This window comes from Candidatus Enterococcus testudinis, assembly GCF_002140915.1.
Classification (GTDB): domain Bacteria; phylum Bacillota; class Bacilli; order Lactobacillales; family Enterococcaceae; genus Enterococcus_D; species Enterococcus_D testudinis.
This window is the reverse complement of record NZ_NGKU01000001.1, coordinates 700,515-723,105: the sequence shown is the minus strand read 5'-3', so window position 1 is coordinate 723,105 and position 22,591 is coordinate 700,515. Positions and strand designations below refer to the sequence as shown.

The window sequence follows — 22,591 nt, the reverse complement described above, 5'->3', positions numbered from 1 at the left end:
TTATTCATCCTCCTTGATATATCTTTGATAATTCAAATCATCGCCATTTGATTCGATTACTTGCTGATAATAATCGAAGCTGGCCTTTTTATGTCGTGATAAATCGCCGCTGCCATCATTTTGTTTATCGACATAAATGAACCCATAGCGTTTTTCCATTTCTCCGGTTCCGGCAGATACGATATCGATGGGGCCCCACCACGTATACCCAATGATTGTTGCACCATCTTTGATTGACTCGGCCATAGCCTCTACGTGATCCTTTAAATAGGCCATCCGCTCTTGATCAATGATTCGTCCATCTGCTTGGACTATATCTTTCAGCCCAATACCATTTTCAACAATGAACAATGGTTTTTGATAGCGATCTGTCAACTCACTGCAAACATACCGTAACGCTAGTGGATCAATTGGCCAGCCCCAAGCTGTTTCTTTCAGATATGGATTTTTTTTGCCCAATAGACCGCCAGTATTCCCTAAGATTTTCATACCAGCCTCGTGCAAAGAACTACGATAAAAACTAAATCCAAGGTAGTCGCAAACACCAGCTTTGATCAATGCCAAATCTTCATCTGTTATATCTAGCGATAATTGATTGTCTTTCACAATACGGCCAAAATACTCAGGATACGCACCGCGTAACTGTACATCACTATAAAATAATGACCTTCTGCGTAATTGATAAGATTCAAAAACATCTTGCGGATTACATGTTGCAGGATATATTGGGCTTAAAGAGAGCATACAGCCGATCTGGTTGCTTGGATCTGTCCTTTTTCCATTCAACACTGCTTTGGCACTAGCGACAAACATGTTGTGGCTGGCCTGATACAATGCTTGCAATTTCTCTGCTTCATTGTCAAAAGCAAAGACATCAATGCCCGCTGCCAGCAAAGGAATAGTATGCGTATGATTAATTTCATTAAACGTCATCCAGTACCTCACTTTGCCTTTGAATCGTTCAAAAACGACTTTTGTGTAGCGATCAAAGAAGTCGATCAAGGCACGATTTTGCCATCCGCCATAGGTTTTAACAAGATGTAACGGTGTTTCAAAATGAGCCAATGTTACTACTGGTTCAATCCCTTTTGCAAGCAATGCATCAAAAAGATCATCATAAAACTGTAACCCCGCTTCATTCGGTTCACGCTCATCTCCATTTGGGAAAATACGACTCCACGCAATCGATGTTCGTAAGCATTTCAAACCCATTTCTGCAAATAGCGCAATATCTTCAGGGTAGCGATGATAAAAATCAATCGCATCATGACTTGGATAAAATGCCGATGCATCCATATTTAAAGATACGTTTCCGATTCTTTTTTCTCCGACAGGCAAGATGTCGGCCACACTCAATCCTTTGCCACCTTCCAAATAAGCCCCTTCTGCTTGATTGGCTGCTATTGCGCCGCCCCATAGGAATTCTTTTGGAAATACACTCATGAAATCGCTCCTTTTAGTAGGTCGTTCGTGACAAATGCTGTTACTTCTTTGTGATTTTGATCTTCAACAGCCACTGACGGTTCTTTTACATTGCTAGTAAAGACAAGCATTGTAGTAGGATCATAATTTTTTTCCAAAATAGCAGATAAATCAAATGTACCTATAGTTTGGCCTTTGACCACTTGATCACCTTGTTTGACAATGATTTCAAAGATTCCTTTTGGCAAATCCACAGTGTCTAATCCGATATGAACCAATACTTCGGTACCTGCCGCTGACTGGATACCAAATGCATGACCCGTTGGAAAAACCGTCATCACTTCACCCGTGATTGGTGCATAGATCGTACCGGTAGTTGGATATACCGCTAAACCGTCACCCATCGCTCTTGAAGAAAAAACTTCATCTTTTACATCATCCAACGTAATCACCTCGCCATTTACTGGCGTCACGACTTGCAGTGCATCGCCTTCTTCAACAATTGATTGCTCAGGTGATTCATCAAAACCAATGATATAGGTTAGAATGGCTGTTCCAAAAAATGCTGCTGCAATACCGATCACATAATAAACAAATGTATCACCAAAGAATGCCGGCAAGGTCGTTAAAGCCGGAAAAACATAGACGATCGCTTTAGTCTGCATTATTCCCATAAAACCACCAGCAACCGCTCCTACGATTACTTGTGCAATCAACGGTTTCTTTAATTTTACTGATAATCCATATACAATAGGTTCAGTAATTCCACCAAGTAATGCTGGCAATAATGAAGATAAGGCTAAACTCTTTGTATCTTTTCTTCTAGATCGTAAAAAGACGCCTAACGCGACACCTGCGCTGGCAAACGTTGCTGCTGCAATCATAGGGCGCAACGTATCATAGCCGTATGTAGCCAAATTATTGACCATAATCGGCACCACACCCCAATGAATACCAATCATGACTAAGAAGGTCCAACCTCCGCCAATCAAAACACCTGCCAATAACCCGCTCTTGTCACTTATAAAATTCATCACACTGCCTAGTCCATCACCTAGCATGACGCCGACCGGACCAATAATCAGAACAGTTAAAGGAACCATGATCAGCAATGCAACTAAGGATAAAGCAAAGATTTCAATACTTTTCGGTATAACGCGTTTCAACAACTTTTCAAGTTGACTATAGATATAAATCGAAACAATTGCCGGAATAACTGTACCTGAATACCCCATCAATACTGCCGGGACACCAAAGAAATCAACTGTCACACCATTTTCTGTAACCATTGCTGTAAAATTTGGTTCCAGCAAAGCTGCTACGATCGCCAATGAGATAAACATATTTGCTTTAAAAATTCGCGCTGCACTAATTGCTAAAAATAAAGGCAGAAAATAAAACACACTGTTACCGGCTGCTGCCAAAATTTTATATGTGCTCCCTTCAGCATCCATCAAATGGTAGGTTGTAAAAACGACCAATAATGCCTTCAACATACCTGCACCAGCTAGTGCAACAATAATTGGATTGAAGATTGCGGATAAGACATTGAAGAAGCGGATAAATAAATTGCCTTGATTCTCTGTTTCTTCAGCTGTGCTTTCACTTTCCAATGCATGTTGTATCGAATAGTTTTTCATGATCGTTTGAAAGACGTCCGCCACATGATTGCCAATAACAACTTGGAATTGGCCATTGCCTTCTATAACAGACAACACGCCATCTAATTGCTGAATCGACTCTTTGTGTTGTCTCGCCACATCCACATCCTTTAACTTGAATCTCAATCTAGTGATGCAGTGATATAAATTGACTATATTTTGCTCTCCGCCAACCTGTGCTATAATTTCATCAGCAAGTTTTGTATAATCTTTTGCCAAATGACTCACTCCCATTTTCCAATTTATAAAGCGCTTTATGGACACAATATAGCAGATATTTCGCCTGCAGATCAGAAAGTTCGCGATTTGGAAACTGCTTTCAAGAAAGGACTCTATTATGGGACTACTAATCATTCGATTATTGAATTTATTGAATAATGCACCCGCAAACTCTACAAACTATTTTATAGGCTTAACGATGATCAATCACTATGAAGCAATCAAAAAAATGAGTATTGGAGAATTTGCTGAGCTTTGTCACGTATCAAAATCAACTGTGTCAAAGTTTGCAAGGACGCTCGGTTTTGATGACTACAGTGATTTGAAAGACAACGCTGCATTTATTGAAAATCGTTTCAATAATCCTTTAAATTATCGTTCAAATATTTTATTTGCTATGGAACAAGATGGGATCGACCCTTATTTTGACGCAGTAATCAAAGATATGCAGTATCTGAAGGAACATTTAGATATGCCTGCTATCACAAGGTTTGCACAGGCAATCTATGACCATAAGAAAGTATTTGCCTTTGGCATTTTGTTCTCTGAATCCGCAGCAATCGATTTTCAATTTAAATTAGCGTACAATGGTAAATTTATCCGTACATTCCAAGACGATATCGTCCAAGAAGAGTTGATAAAGTCTGCAGATGAACAGGACCTCTTTATTATCTTCACGAATTCTGGGGATTATCTTACCAAACAGCAGATACGCAATGGGACCCCGAGAAAAGATTTCTTTACACGAACAAAAGCAAAAGTGATGGTTATTACCTCTAACCCAGAGATTTCAGATTTTTCTTTCGTCAAGGAAGCGATTATTTTTCCGCATCAAACAAGCTATCAAACACATGCGTATATGTATCAGATGATCACTGATTTAATCGTATCGAGATTTAAGACAATCAACGAAAAAAAATAAGCCTATCCAACGGCTTATTTTTTTAATATCAAATGATATTTATTAAATTTCTCCTCATTTATGTTTTTTGTTTCACAAACTTACCATGGGTATGGTATACTTATTTTGTTTTTAAGAAACCTATGGGATTATAAAGGAGAAGGAATCATGAAAAAAACAAAAATTACTTTACTTGCTGCAACATTACTTATGGGAGGATCATTATTAGCTGCATGTAGTTCTGATAGCGATACAAGCGCTAGCTCAAGTTCAGAAACAGCTGCATCTACTGCAACAACTGAATCAACTGATGATGTTGTTTCTACAGCTTCAATTAGTGACCAAACTTCAGTGATCGAAACAGCGTTAAGTGCTGACGGTAACTGGATCGTTGCTGTAACTGACGATATGACTTTCGATGCTGACGTAACTGTTGATGGCGAATTCCACGATAAAGGCGATGACGCTAGCGACATCTACCGTAAATTTGCTTTATACTCACAAGACGAAGACCGTAATGTTACAGCAGAATACACTGTAACTGTGCCAAAATTAGTTGTAAACTCTGAAAACTTCAACATCGTTCACGGTGTCATCAAAGGCGATATTGAAGTAAATGCAAACGGCTTTGTATTGAATGGTGCGAAAGTTGAAGGAAACGTAACCTTCACTTCTCAAGAATTCCAAGATTCAGCAACACTTGACGAAGACGGCGCTTCTGTAACTGGCGATGTAACAGTTAGCGAATAATCATTTTTATGTGAAATCCATTTTCACATAAGGGAGATAGCAAGGACGTTTTTGCGTCACTTGCTATCTTTTTTTGTTTTTTTATCATAAATCGCATCCGTTTACATCACTAACATTGTGTAAGTAAGAACAAGCAATATAAAAAAAGAACTTGCAGATGCAAGTTCTCTTTTTATATTATTCTTCAATCGATGCCCATTTGTAATCATATTGTGCGCCGGCACCATGAGATACGACACCTTTAACTTTCGGTGCACGTAGATGTGCTTCCACATTTTGATAAACAGGTGTTACGCCTTGTTGATCCATGATCACTTTTTCAGCATCTAACAGATTTTGCCAACGTGCTTCTGGATCAGCGGCATTTGTTGTTGCTGATTCCTTCACAGCTGCATCATATTCTTCATTGCTCCATTGCCCACGGTTATAAGAATTCCCAGTGACAAATAGGTCAGTAAAGCTACTTGCATCTGCATAGTCAGCACCCCATCCGCCCATGACAACATCAAAATCGCCTGTATTAGAACGATCTAAACGAACTGAGAATGGTACTGGACTTAACGAAATCGTCACGCCTTCTAGTGTATCTTGTACTGCACTTTGGATATACTCAATTACTTTCTTTGTAGAGTCCGTATCAGAGGCTAAGATTTCAAAATCTAGGGAGTCAATGCCCAATTCTGATTTCGCAGTTTCCCAATACTCTTTGGCTTTGTCTTGATTGTATTCAATCACACTTCCAGCTTCATCGACAAAGTCTGTATTATCAGTTGGACTAAATGTCATCCCTGATGGAACCAGTCCTGTTGAGGCAAGCGATCCATCACCTAAAATAGAAGTCACCAATGCATCGCGATCGATGGCATAAGAGATTGCTTTACGTAGATTTTCATTACGGAAAGGAGAATCCTCATCGATTTGGTTATACTCTAAGTATGAAGTCCGTGCCAATGGTTCAGATACAAACGCTTCATCGTTCGCCATTTGCTGTGCCAACTCACCTGTCAAAATCACGTCATCTGCTTGACCATCTTGGAATAAATTCAATGAAGTAGCAGATTCTTTGACTACACTGACATTGATTGTATCAAGTTTGACACTGTCTTTGTCCCAATATTGATCATTTTTTTCGTAAACCCATTCTGTATCCGTACCTGGTCCATCAAAACCACTCAAGACAAAAGGGCCGTTATAAACAGAATTGTCGCTTGTTTGTGCATATTGATCGCCATTTTCTTCCACCACTGCTTGACTTTGTGGGAAGAAAGATGGGAATGCCAACAAATAAGGGAAATACGGTGTTGCAGTGTTTAGTGTAATTTCTAATTCATAGTCACTCACTGCCTTGATGCCTAATTCTGATGCATCTGCATCTCCAGCGGTAATGGATTCAGCATTTGCCACTGGTGCAAATAAATACGCATACTCTGATCCTGTCTCAGCACTTACTGTGCGTTGCCAACCATAGACATAATCTGCAGCGGTCACAGGCTCACCATTCGACCATTTTGCATCTTCTCTTAATTTTAGTGTATACGTTAGCCCATCATCACTGACTTCAGCCAATTCTGAAGCGCCCGCAGGTTCAGGTTTACTGTCTGCATCTAATCGATAAAGTCCTTCATAGACATTGTTTAGCGCACTAAAACTAATCGTATCTGTTGCTAAAGATAAATCCGCACTCGGCATTTCTTGTTGCACCACAACATTAAACACCTGCTCTGCTGCTGCAGTTCCACTATCCGATGTATTGCTTTCACCAGTACTAGATGTACCTCCAGTCGAACAACCAGCTAATACGATGCCACATAATGCGACAATCCCATATCCCCACTTTTTCTTCATCCTACCTACCCCTTGCTGTTTTCCCAATTTTCAGAATTATTATAAAACTCTGAATGTAAATAAGATTTTAATAAATATTAATTATAAAAGCAAGCTTTTTTCTCACTTAATTTTTATTAAATTGCTATAAATTTTTTATCCATGTTATTTAAAAGTCGAATATAAGAAAAAAACATAGAGAAAAAGATATTCTCCATGTTTTTTTAACCAGTATATTTTTTATAGCATTTTATAACTTTCTTGGGCACGCTTTCCTTCTCGCACTGCTGAAATGATCGTCGGAACTGCACCGATTGCAGTAAATAAATACACCATGGCAAGATTCCCATAATATTGACTTGCTTCTAAATAGCCTTCTCTAATCAAATCAGGTAGAATCCGAAAGGCATAAAACAGATCCACATCTGTATAGTAATTGGCGACACTGATCGACCAATCGATCCGATTGCCGACATAAACCATGACTATCATAATCACGGAACTAATGATAATTCCCTTGGTACTTAACTTTTTTCCGAGCAGTTCATAGCCTTTGATTGCGCAAATAGCCATCACAATACCAGAAATAGCAGCCACGTACCCAAATTGGCCTAATAAAATAATTGCACCTGCACCAATCAACGAACCCAAAAAGGCACCTACTGTTCCGGATAAAACATTTTCTTTTACATTCCCTTGTTCTCTAGCATGGATATTAACCGCTTCTTGTTGTTTTTTAAAACAATCATCACACAGTATCGCTGGTGCACCGCTGACCGAATAAAGTGAGACGGTTGGGTCGCTCTTGCCGCATAAGGCGCACGCATCTTGATAACCCAGTTGTTGTAAAAATGATGTAATTGTTTGCAATGACGGTCCGACTTTCTCAGCTGTCTTGGCGACGGTCATGCCCCCACGTAATGTATAAACAACTTGGTAACCTTGAATCACACAATCGATAATGTCTTTTGATTCTTTCACCACTCGCTTGACTTCATCTTGTTGTGGTAATTCACCCGCTTTATTTAAAGAAAAATTGACCGCAAACGAATAACTGTTATTATTTGCACGAGTCAAGTACACATGGTATCCTTCGTATTCCCCATAAATGACACCATTGTTTCCATCCACAGACATCCCTAAAGGTTCGGCAAACTTGTGTAAGGTTTTCTCCTCTTTTTTGTTCATTTTGTCCCCTCTTTCTACGCCTTACATTTATACCTAAAAATGGTATAGCTAAAAGTTTAAAGAGAGGATAAATTTATGTCAATTAATTGGATTTTATCTCTGAGTTTTATTGATTTGTATATCTATTTTACTCAATTGCTCTGCATTATTCTTTCATTCTTTCATATAAATAAAAGATGTTCAGTAGCCGTTTCTCACTACTGAACATCTTTTTTATTTCACTCTTAATGCGAAGCTCGCTGTTCCAAATCCAGATTTGGCTTCTGTCACTGTGTAGCCAGTGCTTGGTGCATGGATATAACTTGAATTGCTTGTTGCAATCGCTACATGATAGGTGTTGCCCTTTTCACCCCAGAAGAGTAGATCCCCTGCTTGAGCTTGGGAAACAGGAATGATCGTACCGGCACTTTCTTGTGGAACAGTCCAATCACCGATATTCTTACCAGTTACTTGTAAGAAAACATACCGTGTAAAACCAGAACAATCAAATACATCTGGCCCTTTGCCGCCCCATTGATACGGCGTACCTATGTATTTGCGGGCTTCAGCAACAATAGCTGCACCATTTACACTGGTTGATACATTGGTGTTATATGAATTGCTTCCGCTATTCGATGAACTGCTGACTTCTTTGACATAAGCCGCTGTCACCCAACCGCCGGTAGACAATTTGTACCAAGTTGCAGTACCACTGACTGTTGTACCTTGTTTCTGCGCCACTGCTTTGACTGTTGCATTGCTGCTTAGACTCGACACCACACGCGCGGAAGTCGAAGCATCGGCACGCACATTGACGCCCGTTGTCGTTTGCAAGTTTTTGCTGATTGCTTGCTCTTTCGCTGTACTGGTGTTGTTATTCGTTGATGTACTCCCAGATGAACTGCCAGTATTTGATTGGTTGTTATTTGAACTTGTCGATACCGCAGTTGTATACGCTGCTGTGATCCAACCGCCTGTGGAAAGTTTATACCACGTATTCGTTCCCGCAACAGTCGAACCGCTTTTTTGGGCAACGACTTTGACAGTTGTACTATTACTTAAGCTGCCCACCACACTACCGCTAGTAGAAGCTGACGAACGCACATTTAACGCACTGGTTGTTTTGACATTTTTGCTGATTGCTGTTTCAGTTGTACTCGTGTTGTTCGACGTCGAACTATTGTTTGAAGATGAACTGCTGACTTCTTGAACATACGCACTTGTGATCCACCCACCAGATGATAGCTTATACCATTTGGTATTGCCATTGACGGACGTTCCAGTTTTCTGCGCAACAACGTTCACCGTTGCATTCGCACTTAATCCGCGCACTACGCTTGATGATGTTTGCGCATTACTTCGCACATTCAACGCCGTTGTCGTTTTGACACTTTTTGCTACCGCAGTTTCCGTTCCTGTCGCTGTATTCGTATTAGACGTTGACGAAGAAGAACTTGATGAACTCTTTACATAAGCACCTGAAATCCATCCACCAGTAGAAAGCTTATACCACGTCGTGTTGCCATTGACGGATGTTCCACTTTGCTTGGCCACGGCTTTGACCGTTGTATTTGCTGCTACACCATCAACGATGGACGCACTTGTTGATGCAGATGCACGTACATTCAATGATGCAGTTGTCTTAAATTGCTGATTGATCGTTGTCGCACTAGATGATTTCGACAATGTGGCTGTTGTATTCGATGCACTGCTTGTTGATTCTGTTGCATGTACCAAAGAGGTAAAGACACCTGAGGTCGATGCAAGTGCAGCTGTGATCCCTAATCCTTTTTGAACAAAAAGAGATCGTTTATGTTTGATTGAACGCTTGCGCATAACTTTACGAGATTCCAATTAAACACCCCCTGAAACCCCATTCTAACAAATAATCAAAATGAATGATATTGTTTTCAACTTGTATTTTTTTACTACACGTTTAATAAAACGTATTATTTTATCATTTTTGTTATTATTATTCCCGATTCTTAATTTTTTTTATCAAAAAATCTCTATCAATTCACTAATTCAACTTTTTATATATATCTAAAATCAACATTCTCCGTTATTTTTAAACTGTGAAAAACATTGAAATTTTTTTTGATATTTTTATCTATTAAACATAGGATAATTTTTCAAATAAACCCGCGAAAAAAACAGCCGCGCCTCCAATTGACACAGCTGTTTCTATTTAACGTGGCACGCCTTCACTGATTTGATAGGAACGAATGACTTCTCGATCGTCAAAATGGTTGATTTGTTGGCCGATCGTCTGAGTTGTTTCATGCCCTTTTCCTGCAACAAGTACAATATCGCCAGGTCTCGCTAAATTTAACGCATGAAAAATTGCTGCCTGACGATCAAGGACAATGTCATAATTGGTTTTATCTGTTTGCGCAATCATATCTTCTGTAATGCGTACTGGATCTTCTGATCGCGGATTGTCCATCGTAAAAATGGCTTGATCCGCATATCGTAAAGCCACATCGGCCATCAACGGACGCTTGGTTTTGTCACGATCTCCACCGCAACCTACGACACAATAGATTTTTTGCTGGGCAATCGCCTGAATTGTTTGCAGTACTTTTTCTAACCCATCAGGTGTATGGGCATAATCGACGATAGCGGTGACTTGTTTCCTATTTTTTACTGTCTGAAAACGACCACTGATCGGTTTGAGTGCTGGAATCAATGGAATCAGTGTTTCTATATCATAACCTAAACCAATCATGGCGCCGATGGCTGCCAAAAGATTGGCTACGTTAAATTCTCCAATTAGTGCGGTCGATACCTGATACGATTGATCAAGGTACATCAATGTAAACTGAGTCTGATTGCTGGCGATTTCGCAATCAACTGCCTGCAACATACCCTCTCCATGGCAGCCATATGTCAAAATATTGGCACTGGTAAGCTGGCACAACCGTTGTCCATAAGGATCATCCCAATTGATCACCGCATATTTATTCTCAGTCGCAGCCAGATTCCCCAATTGAGAAAACAGTAAGCTTTTCGCTTGGAAGTAATTTTCCATTGAACCGTGATAATCTAGATGGTCTTGCGTTAAATTCGTAAAAACCGCGACATCAAAGTCTATCCCCCAAGTACGACCACCATATAAGCCATGAGAAGAGACTTCTAATGCAGCTATATTCACTTCAGCAGCAACCATCTCTGCAAGCAGTTCCTGCATGCATAAACTGTCCGGTGTCGTATTGACGGTCTTTCTCGTCTGGTCTGCAATTCGATTATGGATCGTGCCTATTACACCAGGGGTACCGCCTAAACTTTCAACCAACTGGCCGATCAATTGAGTCACGGTTGTTTTGCCGTTCGTCCCTGTGACACCAATCACTTGCATCGCTTGGCTTGGCTGACCATAAAATATTGCCGATATTTGGGCCAAAGCCCTTGTTGTGTCGGGAACGATTATATATGGAATCGAAGAATCTTGTGGTACTTCTTCCACGACAGCGACGACTGCTCCGTTTTTCATAGCTTCTGCTATCTTTGTGTGTCCATCACAGTTCGCTCCTTTGATTGCAATGAACATACCATTTTGTGCAACGATTCGACTATCTTTCATGAGGTGTTGAATCTCTAATTTTTTTACTTTTTCTTCAATTGGTGCCATCAAAAAACAATGTTTGATCAACGTTCTGACATCCATCATCTATCACTTCCCATATCAACTTTTGACGTTATTTTGTTCTTCTTAATGATGATTATACCATCTGAAACTTAATGGCAACTTAAATAATATAAAATATTTCACAATCATTTTTCAATTAATGATGGTTAATTCAAGGTTTCGATCAAAATCGTTTGCAAGTTTGTGAAATTATGCTATAGTAATTGTAAGAAAGAGGTGACCGTGTATGAAAACCAAGACAAAAGAAAAAGTCTACGCTGAACGTCAACATGACTATAAAAAGAAAAAAGAAGAAATTTTCAAAAAAGCCTTAGATTCCGTACCGACCACAGACGAGAAGAAACAAAAAGCCCCAAAAAAAGAAGCGTAATGTGTGATTACGTTTCTTTTTTTGGGGCTTTTTTGCTTCACGAAAAATTTCTGAGCGTCTATTTTTTCACAGATATTCTTGCCATTTGCCTATTGCTAAAAACACTACAGACGATTCGTTGATGAATCATCTTTTCAAGACAAATCTGCGCCATTTGTTGCAATTACTTTTTGATACCAATAGAAAGAATCTTTTCTCAACCTTTCTAACGTCCCCTCGCCATCATCATCTAGATCCACATAGATAAAGCCGTAACGTTTAGACATTTCACTCGTGCTGGCACTAACCAAGTCAATACATCCCCATGGTGTATAACCCATGATTTCAACACCTTCTTCGATTGCTAAAGCAATTTGTTCTATATGTGATCGTAAATAATCAATACGATAGAAATCGTGTATTTTCTGATCATCCGTTACTACGTCTTCCGCACCTAACCCATTCTCTACTATGAAAAGAGGCACGTTATATCGTTGATACATTTTTTTCATTGTCGTTCTTAAGCCGATTGGATCGATTTGCCAACCCCAATCACTTGCCTGCAAATACGGATTGACCTTCGACCCAAACAAATTTCCGTTTGTTTCTTCCTGTTGGGATTCACCAACGACCATTGACATATAATAGCTAAAGGAGAGAAAGTCAACAGTTCCCTGTTTTAAGATGTCTTTGTCTTGTGGCTCAAATTTAATTTCAATCGCATGTTCTGCAAAAAACTTCTGCATGTATGAAGGATATTCTCCGCGTATCTGAACATCTGTATAAAAAAAATTCATTTCATCTGCATTGACCGACGCCAAAACATCTTTCGGGTTACACGTTTCTGGGTAAGCTTCCATTCGTGCTAGCATACACCCAATTTGTGCATTTGGTATGATTTCATGACATTTTTGTACAACCAATGCACTTGCAACAAATTGATGATGCCCCGCTTGATATTGTGCTTCAAGCATATGCTCAATCCCATCTGCTAAGATACCGCCACTGAGATACCCCGTCATCCCAATAATATTGATTTCATTGAACGTTAGCCAATACTTGACTTTGTCTTTGTAACGTTCGAATAATGTTTCTGCATAATGAACAAAGTAATCAATTGTATCTCGGGAAAGCCACCCATTCTTTTTTAAAGCCAATTGCAATGGAAACTCATAATGTGAAATAGTCACTAATGGTTCTATTCCATATTTTAAACACGTATCAAAGACCCGATCATAAAAGGCCAATCCAGCTTCATTGGGTTGCACGTCATCACCATTCGGAAATATTCGTGGCCAAGAAATCGATAAACGAAATGTTTTAAAGCCCATTTCAGCCATTAACGCAATATCTTCCTCATATCGATGATAAAAGTCGATTCCATGACGTTTAGGATAATGCCCTGATTGGTCTTCCATTGCTTGCAACACCCTGTCTTTGGTCATTTTATCTCCTAAAGACATAGTCTTTCTTGCGTCTTTTCCCATATAAAGTGCTGTATCTGCCGTCGACCATCCTTTACCATCTTCTAGATACGCCCCTTCTAATTGATTTGCTGCAGTTGCACCGCCCCATAGAAAGTGGTCTGGAAATGTTTGAGCCATACATATGATCCTCCTTTTTTATTCTGGTACGACACCGAAAGCCTCTTCTTGTTCAGCCAAAGCCTCTTTGGCTATCAATTGTTTTTCATATGCTTTAAAGAATGGATAGTAAATCAATCCAGCAGGTATCAACATGAGGTAATCCCAAATCGCATTCTGCCATTTCAATGTACTAAGATAGCTAGCCATCCCCATCGGTAATAATGCAGAAATTGAAATCCACCCAGGTGTCAAAAAACCAAATTGATAGCCAAGTAATGTCAATAACATCACGACTGGAATATTTAATACATATGGAATACACAGGATTGGGTTATACATAATCGGCATACCGAAAGTTAATGGTTCATTGATATTGAACCAACCTGGAACAGCTGCTATTTTTGAGATAGCACTGATTTGTTTCGACTTAGACTTTAATCCCAGCAAAGCAATTGGTAACGTATTTCCTGTACCACCTGCTATAGCCATTGCACCAAACAATGCGACTGGATAAAAAACTAAAGGTTCCCCAGCAGCAGCGGCTGCTCCATTTGCAGTGGCTGCTTGAATACCAAGTGGCATGATAATTGGAACCAGAATCATCGTTCCATGAATACCAAAACACCATAATAATGCAGCAAACACACACATAATAAACATGCCTACAGTTGATGATAATGCAGATAAAGGTACGCCTAGTAATGCCATAAACCCAGAAGCAATCGTATACTCACCATTGGTAAATAGATCCACTCCAGCACTGCAGGCTAGAAAGAGTACGGTGCTGATCGCTAATGGTACGATAGACGCAAACCCATCTTGTAAAAATGGCGGCACGACGTCCGGCATCTTTATCTTTATATTATGATCCGCACAATATTTTTCAATTTGAACGGAAATAAATACCACAACGAAACCAATAAACATCCCTGTCGAGCCCAAGTAACTCATATCTATACTTGTCGTGCCTGTTTCACTAATCATAATTGGACCTGCCACTAAGAAAAAGCAAATCAACGCATCGACGGCATTCATAATTGGTGATTTCATTTTTAAATTTTTGGCATAATTAAATGAGAAAAGAATCACCACCCATACAGACAGTAAATCCATTGTAAATTTGTAAGGCAAATAAATAATTTCATATAACTGACTCTCAGCAGCGATCACATTAAACATGGTAGGGCCCAAAACGGATACAGTAATCTGAGAAATTGCGCCAACCATAATGATGCCCATCAGTGACATCATACAGGCTTGTAATGCAGCTAAAAATTTATTACTGCCTAATTTTTGACCAAAGTCTTGTAATTTGATCATAACAGGACTATCAAATAGTTTTTCCATCGTTTTCACTCCTTCAAATTGGCTATGTCATTGTTGTTTATTTTTCAGCATATAACTTTTGGGCAAGCTTCATAATATTTGGGCAATTGGCCATCGCATAATCAAAAGACGGAATTGCAGCAGTCGGTAACGCAGTATTTTCAATAATCTCTTTCATACGATAAGAAACTTGCGGGCCAACCATCACAATATCATAGTGCTGAAAAACATCCTGATATTCTGAGAGCCCTACTGCTTTAATATCCAACGCTAACCCATTTTCTTGCCAATACTTGCTCATTTTTTGCATCAAAATACTGGTTGACATACCTCCTGCACAAACAAGCAATACTTTCATTTTTTCCATCTTAACGCGCCTCCTTTTTGTCTTTATACAGCCTAATAATTTCTTTGATCAATTCATTGGCTAACATACTTGTCATAAAATGATCCTGAGAATGAATCAATAAAATATTGATTTCTTGTTTGACCCCCTTTGCTTCTGAAAATAGTAATTCCGTTTGTGCTTGATGTGCCTTCTTAATCGCATGATCTGAATCGACAAGTAACTGATCACATAATGTAAACTCACCATTCCTCGCTGCCTCTAACGCCTGAAATGCAAAGGAGCGACCGTCACCTGAATTGGCAATCAAATTCATCGCCGCTGTTTCTGTACTCACAACTTCTGCCATAATTACCCTTCTTTCCCTTTTACTTTTACAAAATCAAAATTATCACATATCCAAAATGAATCAAGCGCTTACATTTTTTTGAAATAATTTTTTTATACACTAATTCTGCCAGAACCACGTTTATTTCTTTCGATTTTTCCTTTTTGATTGTTTTAGACAGCTTCAATCAAGTTAGTGTATAAAAACGAGCCGATCATTTTAGTTAGCGTATACTCCAAGGTAAAGATTGTATATGAATCATGATTTTCGATAGAAAAAGGACGAGTTGCAGCAGACTTTTTTTCCAAATATAATACAGCTATGAAACTAAAAAGAGTATTACCCATAGAAGAAAATGAGTTTTATAATTATCTTGAATCAGAATTATTAAACGATAGTTCTCACACAAATACCTCTGTAAATAAAATCGAGAAAGGGATGACATACAGTAAGATTGAACCAAAAACACATTTACAGATAAACGTGCTTGTCAAAGACTATCAAAGAGGTCATGTGTATGAAGTTGCAATTGATTCACTCTACGAGAAATTAACCATTAAGTATCAAACAAAACCCACTAAAGAAGGGCTGCAAATTGTGTTTGAACAGCACATAGCTAGTTTTCAGGAATCAAAACAAAACCGGTGGTTAAAATGGTTCAGTGAGGGCGTTTATTTGGGGAGAATGTCTGATACGCTATTTGATATTCAGAAAAAAATTGAAAAAAGTAGAGTCATTTCATCTTAAATTGGTGAGTCTCTATATGAAAGCATCCATTTGAAAGCGTTTATAATGAGGTGAATTATGAGTAAAATGAAATTGATGATTTTCGAGTATATTCAAAATCAGCTGTTAACAAATCCAAAACATCTGGAGGGTATGACCACGAAAACAATCGCAGAATCAATGGGCTTACAGCGTTCAAATGTGAGCAGCCTATTGAATAAACTTGTGGCCGAAAATAAACTAAAAAAATCAGCTACTCGACCCGTCCTTTATACATTGGCTGATTCAACGGACCAAAAGAACGACTTTGATACAATGATTGGTGCCAAACAAAGCCTAAAGAATGCCATTCAACTCGCAAAGGCTGCTGTTCTCTATCCTCAAAACAGTCTGAATATACTAATACATGCTCAACCAGGATGCGGAACAAGTTTTTTTGTTGAAACATTGGTCGATTTCGCACGTCATCGTCATATCATTCAACCTGAAGCGCCGTTCATAAAAATCAATTGCCGAAATTATTCAAAAGATCCTCATATACTCGATGAAAAATTATTTGGCCCGCAAAATGATTTTCAAAATAGCGCCTTTGATCATGCTTGGACAGGAATTTTGCTCATTGAATCATATGATTCTTTAACTGCAAAACAACAAGCAAAGATTTTAGAATTTTTGAATCATCATATTGATCTATTTAAGGAGAATAAAAATCATGATACGCCCAATCATATCATGGTTATCCTTTCCTCCTCACCCACAAAAGATTTACCTATCAATCAAACGATTCCATTTATCATAGAACTACCAGAACTTGAAAAGCGTACTTTTAGAGAACGTTTTGACTTTATCAATCACTTCTTTTCTCGTGAGGCCGCACATTCAAAACGCACGATTACTGTTTCTGCAGAAGTGATACGCGCTTTGCTGCTTTCTTCATTGACCTATCATATTAAAGAATTAAAAATGCTGATTACTCAGGCCTGTGCCAACGGATATGTTCGTGTGATCAATGATGAAGAAAAAGATATTGATATAACCATTTCAGATTTTAAACCAATCATCAGACATAACTTACTGAAAGAAAAAGAAAATACACTGATTTTTGAGGAACTTTTCGGCAATTCGGAAACCATTATCTACGATCGTGATATTGGCTATCTCAAAGAGTTTGGCAAAAGTGAACGTCTTTATCTTTATGAAGAAATCGGGCGCCACTATCGCTCCCTTTCAGAACATGGTATCACGGATATAAATATTAGCAGTATTATGAACAAATATATCCAAAACCTCTTCAATCAATATAGTTATTACAATATGTTTGATGAGCAATATAATAGCATTCAACTAGCAAAAATAGTTGATCCACGTGTGATTCAACTCGTCAACAGCTGGTTAGATACATGCAGCAAAGCGTTGAAAAGAGAATTTAAACCTAGCGTATTTTATGGCCTATGTTTGCATATCAATTCATTACTAACACTCACTACTAAAAGGCATATGATTCCTACAAATGAAACAAGCAACCTCATTCAAACTTATCCCGAAGAATACGCCTTTAGTGTACAATTGGCTTCAAACTTAAACAGGCAATTACAACTGGACTTGCCAACAGAAGAAATCATCTTGATTTTACTCTTTTTGATTGATCAAAATGAACAACAGGTTTCCGGACATCCAGTCATCCTCTATATTTTACATGGATCAAATATAGCCAAATCACTGGCCGAAACAACCAATCTGTTGACCCAAACAAATAATATATACAGTTATGACATGACACTTGACTGTAAACCGCAACAAGCCATGACTGACATCAAAGAATTGGTTGAACGAATTGACCAAGGGCAGGGTGTCATAGTCATTTACGATATGGGTTCAATTAAAACCATTGTAGAAGCGATCGCAGAAGAACTGAATTGTAAGATACGTTTGATTTATATGCCTATCACACTGATTGGTATTGAAGCTGCCCGTAAAAGCGCCATGGAGACTGATATTGATTATGTTTACCACAGTGTCAGCATGAGTATGAATGACTTATTACAAAAAACCGAAAAAGGCGCAGATTTGATTATCACCTTATGTCATACCGGTGAGGGTGGGGCCGAGCAACTAAAACATTATATTCAACGCTACTCAAAATTAGGCATGAAAATAAAAGCGTTAGCTATTTCTTCCAGAAATGAATTGATCAAAGAAGTCGCCTCTTTAAAAAAAGTCTATAAGATCCATGCTTTTGTTGGTACATTTGATCCAAACTTATTTGGTATTCCCTTTATTTCTATCGGCAAAGTTTTTGAAAACACCAAAGAAAATTTAGATCGCCTATTAATGTTCGAGCCGCTCAAAACACAATTCTTTGATTATACAGAGGTCTATCAGTATCTGACTGAATCGTTTAAATATACTGATGTTGACAAACTGAAAATGCTTCTTCCCGAGGTCATTGATGAGATCTCTTTGCATTATGATCTTTCCCTCGATCAAACGATTGGCCTTTTTATGCACATCGCCTGTCTAGTGGAGCGATTATTAGAAGGAAACGGTCGTAATATGAGCATAGATAATCAAGCAATATTGAAAACATTTAAAACTGATCGAGTCATTTTAAGTAAAATACTAAAAAAAATAGAACGTAGTTTTGCTATCATTGTTAACGATGCTGAAATATCAACCATTATATTAATCATCAAAAAACTTTAGACACAGTATACAACACTACATTTCGTATGCGAAAATAAGTTCCCACAATATATTGTGGATAAACCTGTTGAAACTGTGCATAACTAAAACCCAAACATACATCTAGCAAATAGACGTGTGTTTGGGCTATTTCGTAGGTGTCACTCAATTGAGCGATAGAGTGTCACATTATCAGGTATTGGTTGAAATCCATTTTTTGCATAGAATTCCACTGCCGGCATATTAGTTTCCGTATCTAAAAGAATTGTAGGAATTGCTTTTTGACGCAAGTCTTCTTCAATCATTTTTATAAAGCTTGATCCAGTGCCTTTCCCTTGATGTTCAGGAGCAATTAGCAAGGTGTCGATCACATATTCTGTCCCTTGATACCATGGTTTAACAAAGCCTATCGCGTAGCCGACCAATTCATTTGTGTCTTCTTTGATTAAGCTATAACCAAGAAATGTATTCATCTGTATCAGTGCAGTGAGATAGTCGCTGATTTGTGTATCAGTCAATATATCATTCCATGGTTCCGCAGAAAAAACAGCGATGTATAAAGAGACTGTTTTTTCAAAATGTTCCTTTGTCCATGGTGTCATGTGGATGTTGGGCATGATTTGACTCCTTTTTTTGACTGTCATCTATTCTTTTGGCATAGCCATTTCCACTGGCTATATATCGCCTAGTAGCATTGATTTTCATTTTCTCTTGAATTTCTTTTTCTAAATCAACATCCAATAGTTCTGCTAAACCGAACAAGTAAATAGCAACATCTGCCAATTCTTGCCCAACTGGTTCCATTTTCCGATAGGCATCGAAAGCTTCAGCTACTTCTCCATACAATGCCAAGAACTCTTTTTCAATGTTGGTGGTATTGAACTGATGATCAATTTTATTTTGTAGTATGGCTTTTTGATAGTCACTAATATGCATGATGGCTCCTTTTTGACTGATTATAGCATAAACGCAAACTTCTTAAGCATTGTATTCAAAATAATAGCAGGTATACGAAAAAAGAAAGCATCTCTGCTTTCTTTTTTGCCCTATTTCTTCCCTTGCCCTTGCCGTTTCGGACTGACTCACACACCAGAGCCATAGCCCATAATTGTTTTGTCTGCAGGTACAAAGGTCGTCACGATCGTTACAGCATTGATCATCCAATAAAAAAGCATATAGAACGGAGCAAAACGGAAATATTTCATTTTCTTTCTGCCATCATCCACTAGCAAACTCGTCAGCAGTTGAATCGATCCGGCAATCATTTCAAAACAGACAATATAGAAAGGCCATCGTAAACATATGATAAATCCTTTCGGTATTTACTTGAGTAATAAAATAAACCAACCAAAACACAAACAAAAAAGAGGATATCCAGAAAAAGAAGGACCAGATAATACTGAGGCTTTGGTCGATAGACATAAAGGTCCGCCCGATGTTCTCAAAAAGATGTGGCAAGACCTTTTTGAAGTTGGTTAACCAAACTTCTGTCCTGCCTTTTGCCCACCGTTTTCTTTGGCTATACAGCATTCTAAGGGATTCAGGGACCTCCATGAAGAACATGATTTGAGGGGCAAACAAAGACAACCATCCTTGAAATTGATGGTCCCATGCAATACTGATATCTTCAGTCGCTCGATTCTGACGAAATAATCCAACATCCAAAAGTGCGTCTCTGCGATACATCGTGTTGGCGCCGCTGTATGCATAGATCACACCCAGCACCGCTTGTTGGGTTCTTTTGATAATGCCTACGATGCTAGAGAATTCAACCGTTTGTGATTTGCCAATGATCGTTGTGCGATTTTGGACATCCATATTGGCAGTAATGGCGGAGATGTTGATGGCGTCTTGACGAATAAAGTAATTCACGTATTTCCATAAAGCATCAGGTTCGGGAACCGTATCGGCATCATTGCTGAGAATCAGTTCCCCTTTCGCAAATCCAATGCCCATATTGAAGGCATGGGCTTTTCCTTGGTTCTTTTCAATACGCAATACCCGTAAATTCGGATACTGCTCCATCAGTCGGTTCAGTATAACAGGTGTTTGATCAGTAGACCCATCGTCTGTAACCAGCACTTCGTAACGACGATAATTCATTTTTTGCATCAAGTAATAGATGGTATCTTCAATCACGATTTCCTCATTATGAGCTGGCACCATAATCGTAATCATCGGCTCAATTTCTTCAGGTATCGGGATCCAATCCAACTGGCGATAACGGAATAAAAACGTATGACACATCACACCAATAAACCAAGTAAAGCCGCCCAAAATCGGATAGGTAAATAGAATCATCATCAATATATACAACAGTACATCCAACCATTGACGACCGGTGTCAATCAAAGAAAACATCTTTACACCCCATTTCGTTGAAACAATGCTTGAATCTCAGTTTCCGAAATGTTTTGTTCAGGTTTTACAACATAGTATCTAATGTTTTGACGATCTGCTTGGCCGCCAAAACGCGCACTGTAAAAATCAGCAAATACCAAAATGCTAGACGTTCTTCAAAATAAATGCGAAAATCCAACCAATCGGCTGTGGTAGGAAAAAATACCGGTATCGACAGCCATAAGAACGGGATGAAAATAAATAGCCACGCAGCGATGACCGCAATTGTCTGTCGTATCTTTACCATATGATTGCCGGGCTCAAAATAGGCATCAGTGACCAACTGTTTACTGACTTCTTCTCGGGTAATTCTTTTCATGATTCTCCCTCCAATACTGATTCCAAACATCTCGCTTTTTTTACCATGACAATTTGTTTCTTTTTCATGACATAATCAAAGATAGATGAACAGCAATTGGTGTTGAGATTCAGATAAAAACCAATTATTTCGATTTCTTCCCAAGATTCAGCGCGTTGACCAATGTATGAAATTGTCCCTTGAATGACATCACTTGGTCAAAAATGTCCTCGCCATCATTCAGCATTTTGACAGTGACCCACCCTAATGCTTCAGTGATGCCTGTGGCAACTGTCGCATTTACCGCTGCTCCAGCAACCGTGCCAACAGCAGGAATAAATTTCAACACATTTCCCACAACACTTCGACCAAATGTGACGACCACTAATTCTTTAGACAGACTTTTGGTCAAACCTTCTGACCATGTACGACCAAACAAACGATACAAACGTGCCATCATCGTCATTTGCACAGGTACCAACAAAAACGCATCAGAAAATGGGATCGGTGAACAGCCGATAATGGCCGCGGTTAGAGAGGCGGCATGGATTATCCGATGGGCCTTTTTTTGTGTCACTTCATCGACACCCAATAAAAACTCATCAAATACCTTATCGGATTGTGCTTTCCCTTTAGCCAGTACTTTTTCTGCTTGTACCCTCGAACTACTATAACTTTTGCGAATGATGTTTGCTGTCGCTTTAGGCATTTTTTCAAGAACTGTATTGAAGAAAGACTTGAATTCTGCTTCTTCTTCAGTCTGGATCTGATTTGTTTCAGTTAAATCTGTAGTTTGAGTACTGTGTGTGACATTCTCAGGTTCTTGTTTATGTTTTTTTCTAAATCGTTTCACAAAAAGACCTCCTGTTTTCATTTGTGTATTATTTTGCGCAATTTGTACCCCTATTTTATCTTAGGTTGCTTTTGAAATCTAAAGATAAAGCTTGAATAATCAGA

Annotated in this window: 18 protein-coding genes and 2 pseudogenes; 5 read left to right on the top strand and 15 right to left on the bottom strand. The window is 38.7% G+C overall.

What is annotated here, in order from left to right:
* A complete protein-coding gene (locus tag A5886_RS03535; protein WP_086273662.1) occupies window positions 1-1,443 on the bottom strand; it encodes a glycoside hydrolase family 1 protein in 1,443 nt (480 codons plus the stop codon).
* Window positions 1,440-3,311, bottom strand: coding sequence for a beta-glucoside-specific PTS transporter subunit IIABC (locus A5886_RS03530; RefSeq protein ID WP_086273661.1), 1,872 nt, complete (start codon window positions 3,309-3,311; stop codon window positions 1,440-1,442). Before A5886_RS03530 ends, A5886_RS03535 begins: the two co-directional genes overlap by 4 nt.
* A gap of 109 nt (window positions 3,312-3,420) precedes the next feature.
* Between A5886_RS03530 and A5886_RS03525 the strand changes: the two genes are divergently transcribed.
* Both A5886_RS03525 and A5886_RS03520 read left to right on the top strand, forming a co-directional pair.
* Entirely contained in the window at window positions 3,421-4,224 is an 804-nt protein-coding gene (locus tag A5886_RS03525; protein ID WP_086273660.1) for a MurR/RpiR family transcriptional regulator, read from the top strand.
* Between the two features lie 147 nt (window positions 4,225-4,371).
* Window positions 4,372-4,953 (top strand): polymer-forming cytoskeletal protein, encoded by a 582-nt coding sequence (locus A5886_RS03520; protein WP_086273659.1) that lies wholly within the window; start codon window positions 4,372-4,374, stop codon window positions 4,951-4,953.
* A 177-nt stretch (window positions 4,954-5,130) separates the two neighbouring features.
* Here the strand turns inward: A5886_RS03520 and A5886_RS03515 are convergent, their stop codons facing one another.
* The 4 genes from A5886_RS03515 to A5886_RS03500 form a co-directional block, all read right to left on the bottom strand.
* Window positions 5,131-6,798 (bottom strand): peptide ABC transporter substrate-binding protein, encoded by a 1,668-nt coding sequence (locus A5886_RS03515; protein WP_086273658.1) that lies wholly within the window; start codon window positions 6,796-6,798, stop codon window positions 5,131-5,133.
* Between the two features lie 219 nt (window positions 6,799-7,017).
* Window positions 7,018-7,965 (bottom strand): hypothetical protein, encoded by a 948-nt coding sequence (locus A5886_RS03510; protein ID WP_086273657.1) that lies wholly within the window; start codon window positions 7,963-7,965, stop codon window positions 7,018-7,020.
* 213 nt (window positions 7,966-8,178) lie between these two features.
* Window positions 8,179-9,798: a C40 family peptidase gene (locus tag A5886_RS03505; protein WP_086273656.1), complete on the bottom strand. Its 1,620-nt coding sequence runs from the start codon at window positions 9,796-9,798 to the stop codon at window positions 8,179-8,181.
* A 334-nt stretch (window positions 9,799-10,132) separates the two neighbouring features.
* Window positions 10,133-11,614 carry a UDP-N-acetylmuramoyl-L-alanyl-D-glutamate--2,6-diaminopimelate ligase gene (locus tag A5886_RS03500; protein WP_086273655.1) on the bottom strand — a complete coding sequence of 494 codons (1,482 nt, stop codon included), beginning with the start codon at window positions 11,612-11,614 and terminating at the stop codon, window positions 10,133-10,135.
* A gap of 205 nt (window positions 11,615-11,819) precedes the next feature.
* Here A5886_RS03500 and A5886_RS15740 point away from each other — a divergent pair, with 205 nt between their 5' ends.
* Window positions 11,820-11,963 carry a hypothetical protein gene (locus A5886_RS15740; protein ID WP_179189960.1) on the top strand — a complete coding sequence of 48 codons (144 nt, stop codon included), beginning with the start codon at window positions 11,820-11,822 and terminating at the stop codon, window positions 11,961-11,963.
* A 134-nt stretch (window positions 11,964-12,097) separates the two neighbouring features.
* Here A5886_RS15740 and A5886_RS03495 read toward each other — a convergent pair whose 3' ends face one another.
* From A5886_RS03495 to A5886_RS03480, 4 genes are read right to left on the bottom strand one after another with little or no spacing between them, the layout of a single operon-like run.
* The gene (locus tag A5886_RS03495; protein ID WP_086273654.1) at window positions 12,098-13,546 is read right to left on the bottom strand and encodes a glycoside hydrolase family 1 protein; all 1,449 of its coding nucleotides are present in this window, start codon (window positions 13,544-13,546) and stop codon (window positions 12,098-12,100) included.
* Between the two features lie 18 nt (window positions 13,547-13,564).
* A complete protein-coding gene (locus A5886_RS03490; RefSeq protein ID WP_086273653.1) occupies window positions 13,565-14,875 on the bottom strand; it encodes a PTS sugar transporter subunit IIC in 1,311 nt (436 codons plus the stop codon).
* Between the two features lie 37 nt (window positions 14,876-14,912).
* Window positions 14,913-15,221, bottom strand: coding sequence for a PTS sugar transporter subunit IIB (locus A5886_RS03485; RefSeq protein WP_218776624.1), 309 nt, complete (start codon window positions 15,219-15,221; stop codon window positions 14,913-14,915).
* Between the two features lies 1 nt (window position 15,222).
* Entirely contained in the window at window positions 15,223-15,549 is a 327-nt protein-coding gene (locus tag A5886_RS03480; RefSeq protein ID WP_086273652.1) for a PTS lactose/cellobiose transporter subunit IIA, read from the bottom strand.
* Window positions 15,550-15,849: 300 nt separating this feature from the next.
* Between A5886_RS03480 and A5886_RS03475 the strand changes: the two genes are divergently transcribed.
* Together A5886_RS03475 and A5886_RS03470 are read left to right on the top strand one after the other, a co-directional pair.
* A complete protein-coding gene (locus tag A5886_RS03475; RefSeq protein WP_086273651.1) occupies window positions 15,850-16,275 on the top strand; it encodes a DUF3284 domain-containing protein in 426 nt (141 codons plus the stop codon).
* Window positions 16,276-16,569: 294 nt separating this feature from the next.
* Window positions 16,570-18,957, top strand: a complete 2,388-nt coding sequence (locus A5886_RS03470; RefSeq protein WP_256926134.1) for a PRD domain-containing protein — start codon at window positions 16,570-16,572, stop codon at window positions 18,955-18,957.
* Window positions 18,958-19,097: 140 nt separating this feature from the next.
* Here the strand turns inward: A5886_RS03470 and A5886_RS03465 are convergent, their stop codons facing one another.
* The 5 genes and pseudogenes from A5886_RS03465 to A5886_RS03445 form a co-directional block, all read right to left on the bottom strand.
* A complete protein-coding gene (locus A5886_RS03465; RefSeq protein WP_086273649.1) occupies window positions 19,098-19,553 on the bottom strand; it encodes a GNAT family N-acetyltransferase in 456 nt (151 codons plus the stop codon).
* Between the two features lie 22 nt (window positions 19,554-19,575).
* A pseudogene (locus A5886_RS03460) lies at window positions 19,576-19,872 on the bottom strand (MazG-like family protein); the annotation flags it as partial.
* A 146-nt stretch (window positions 19,873-20,018) separates the two neighbouring features.
* Window positions 20,019-21,297 (bottom strand): annotated as a pseudogene (locus A5886_RS03455) (glycosyltransferase family 2 protein).
* Window positions 21,298-21,361: 64 nt separating this feature from the next.
* Window positions 21,362-21,655: a hypothetical protein gene (locus A5886_RS03450; protein WP_256926133.1), complete on the bottom strand. Its 294-nt coding sequence runs from the start codon at window positions 21,653-21,655 to the stop codon at window positions 21,362-21,364.
* A gap of 124 nt (window positions 21,656-21,779) precedes the next feature.
* Window positions 21,780-22,508, bottom strand: coding sequence for a YcjF family protein (locus A5886_RS03445; protein ID WP_086273647.1), 729 nt, complete (start codon window positions 22,506-22,508; stop codon window positions 21,780-21,782).
* Window positions 22,509-22,591: the final 83 nt, after the last annotated feature.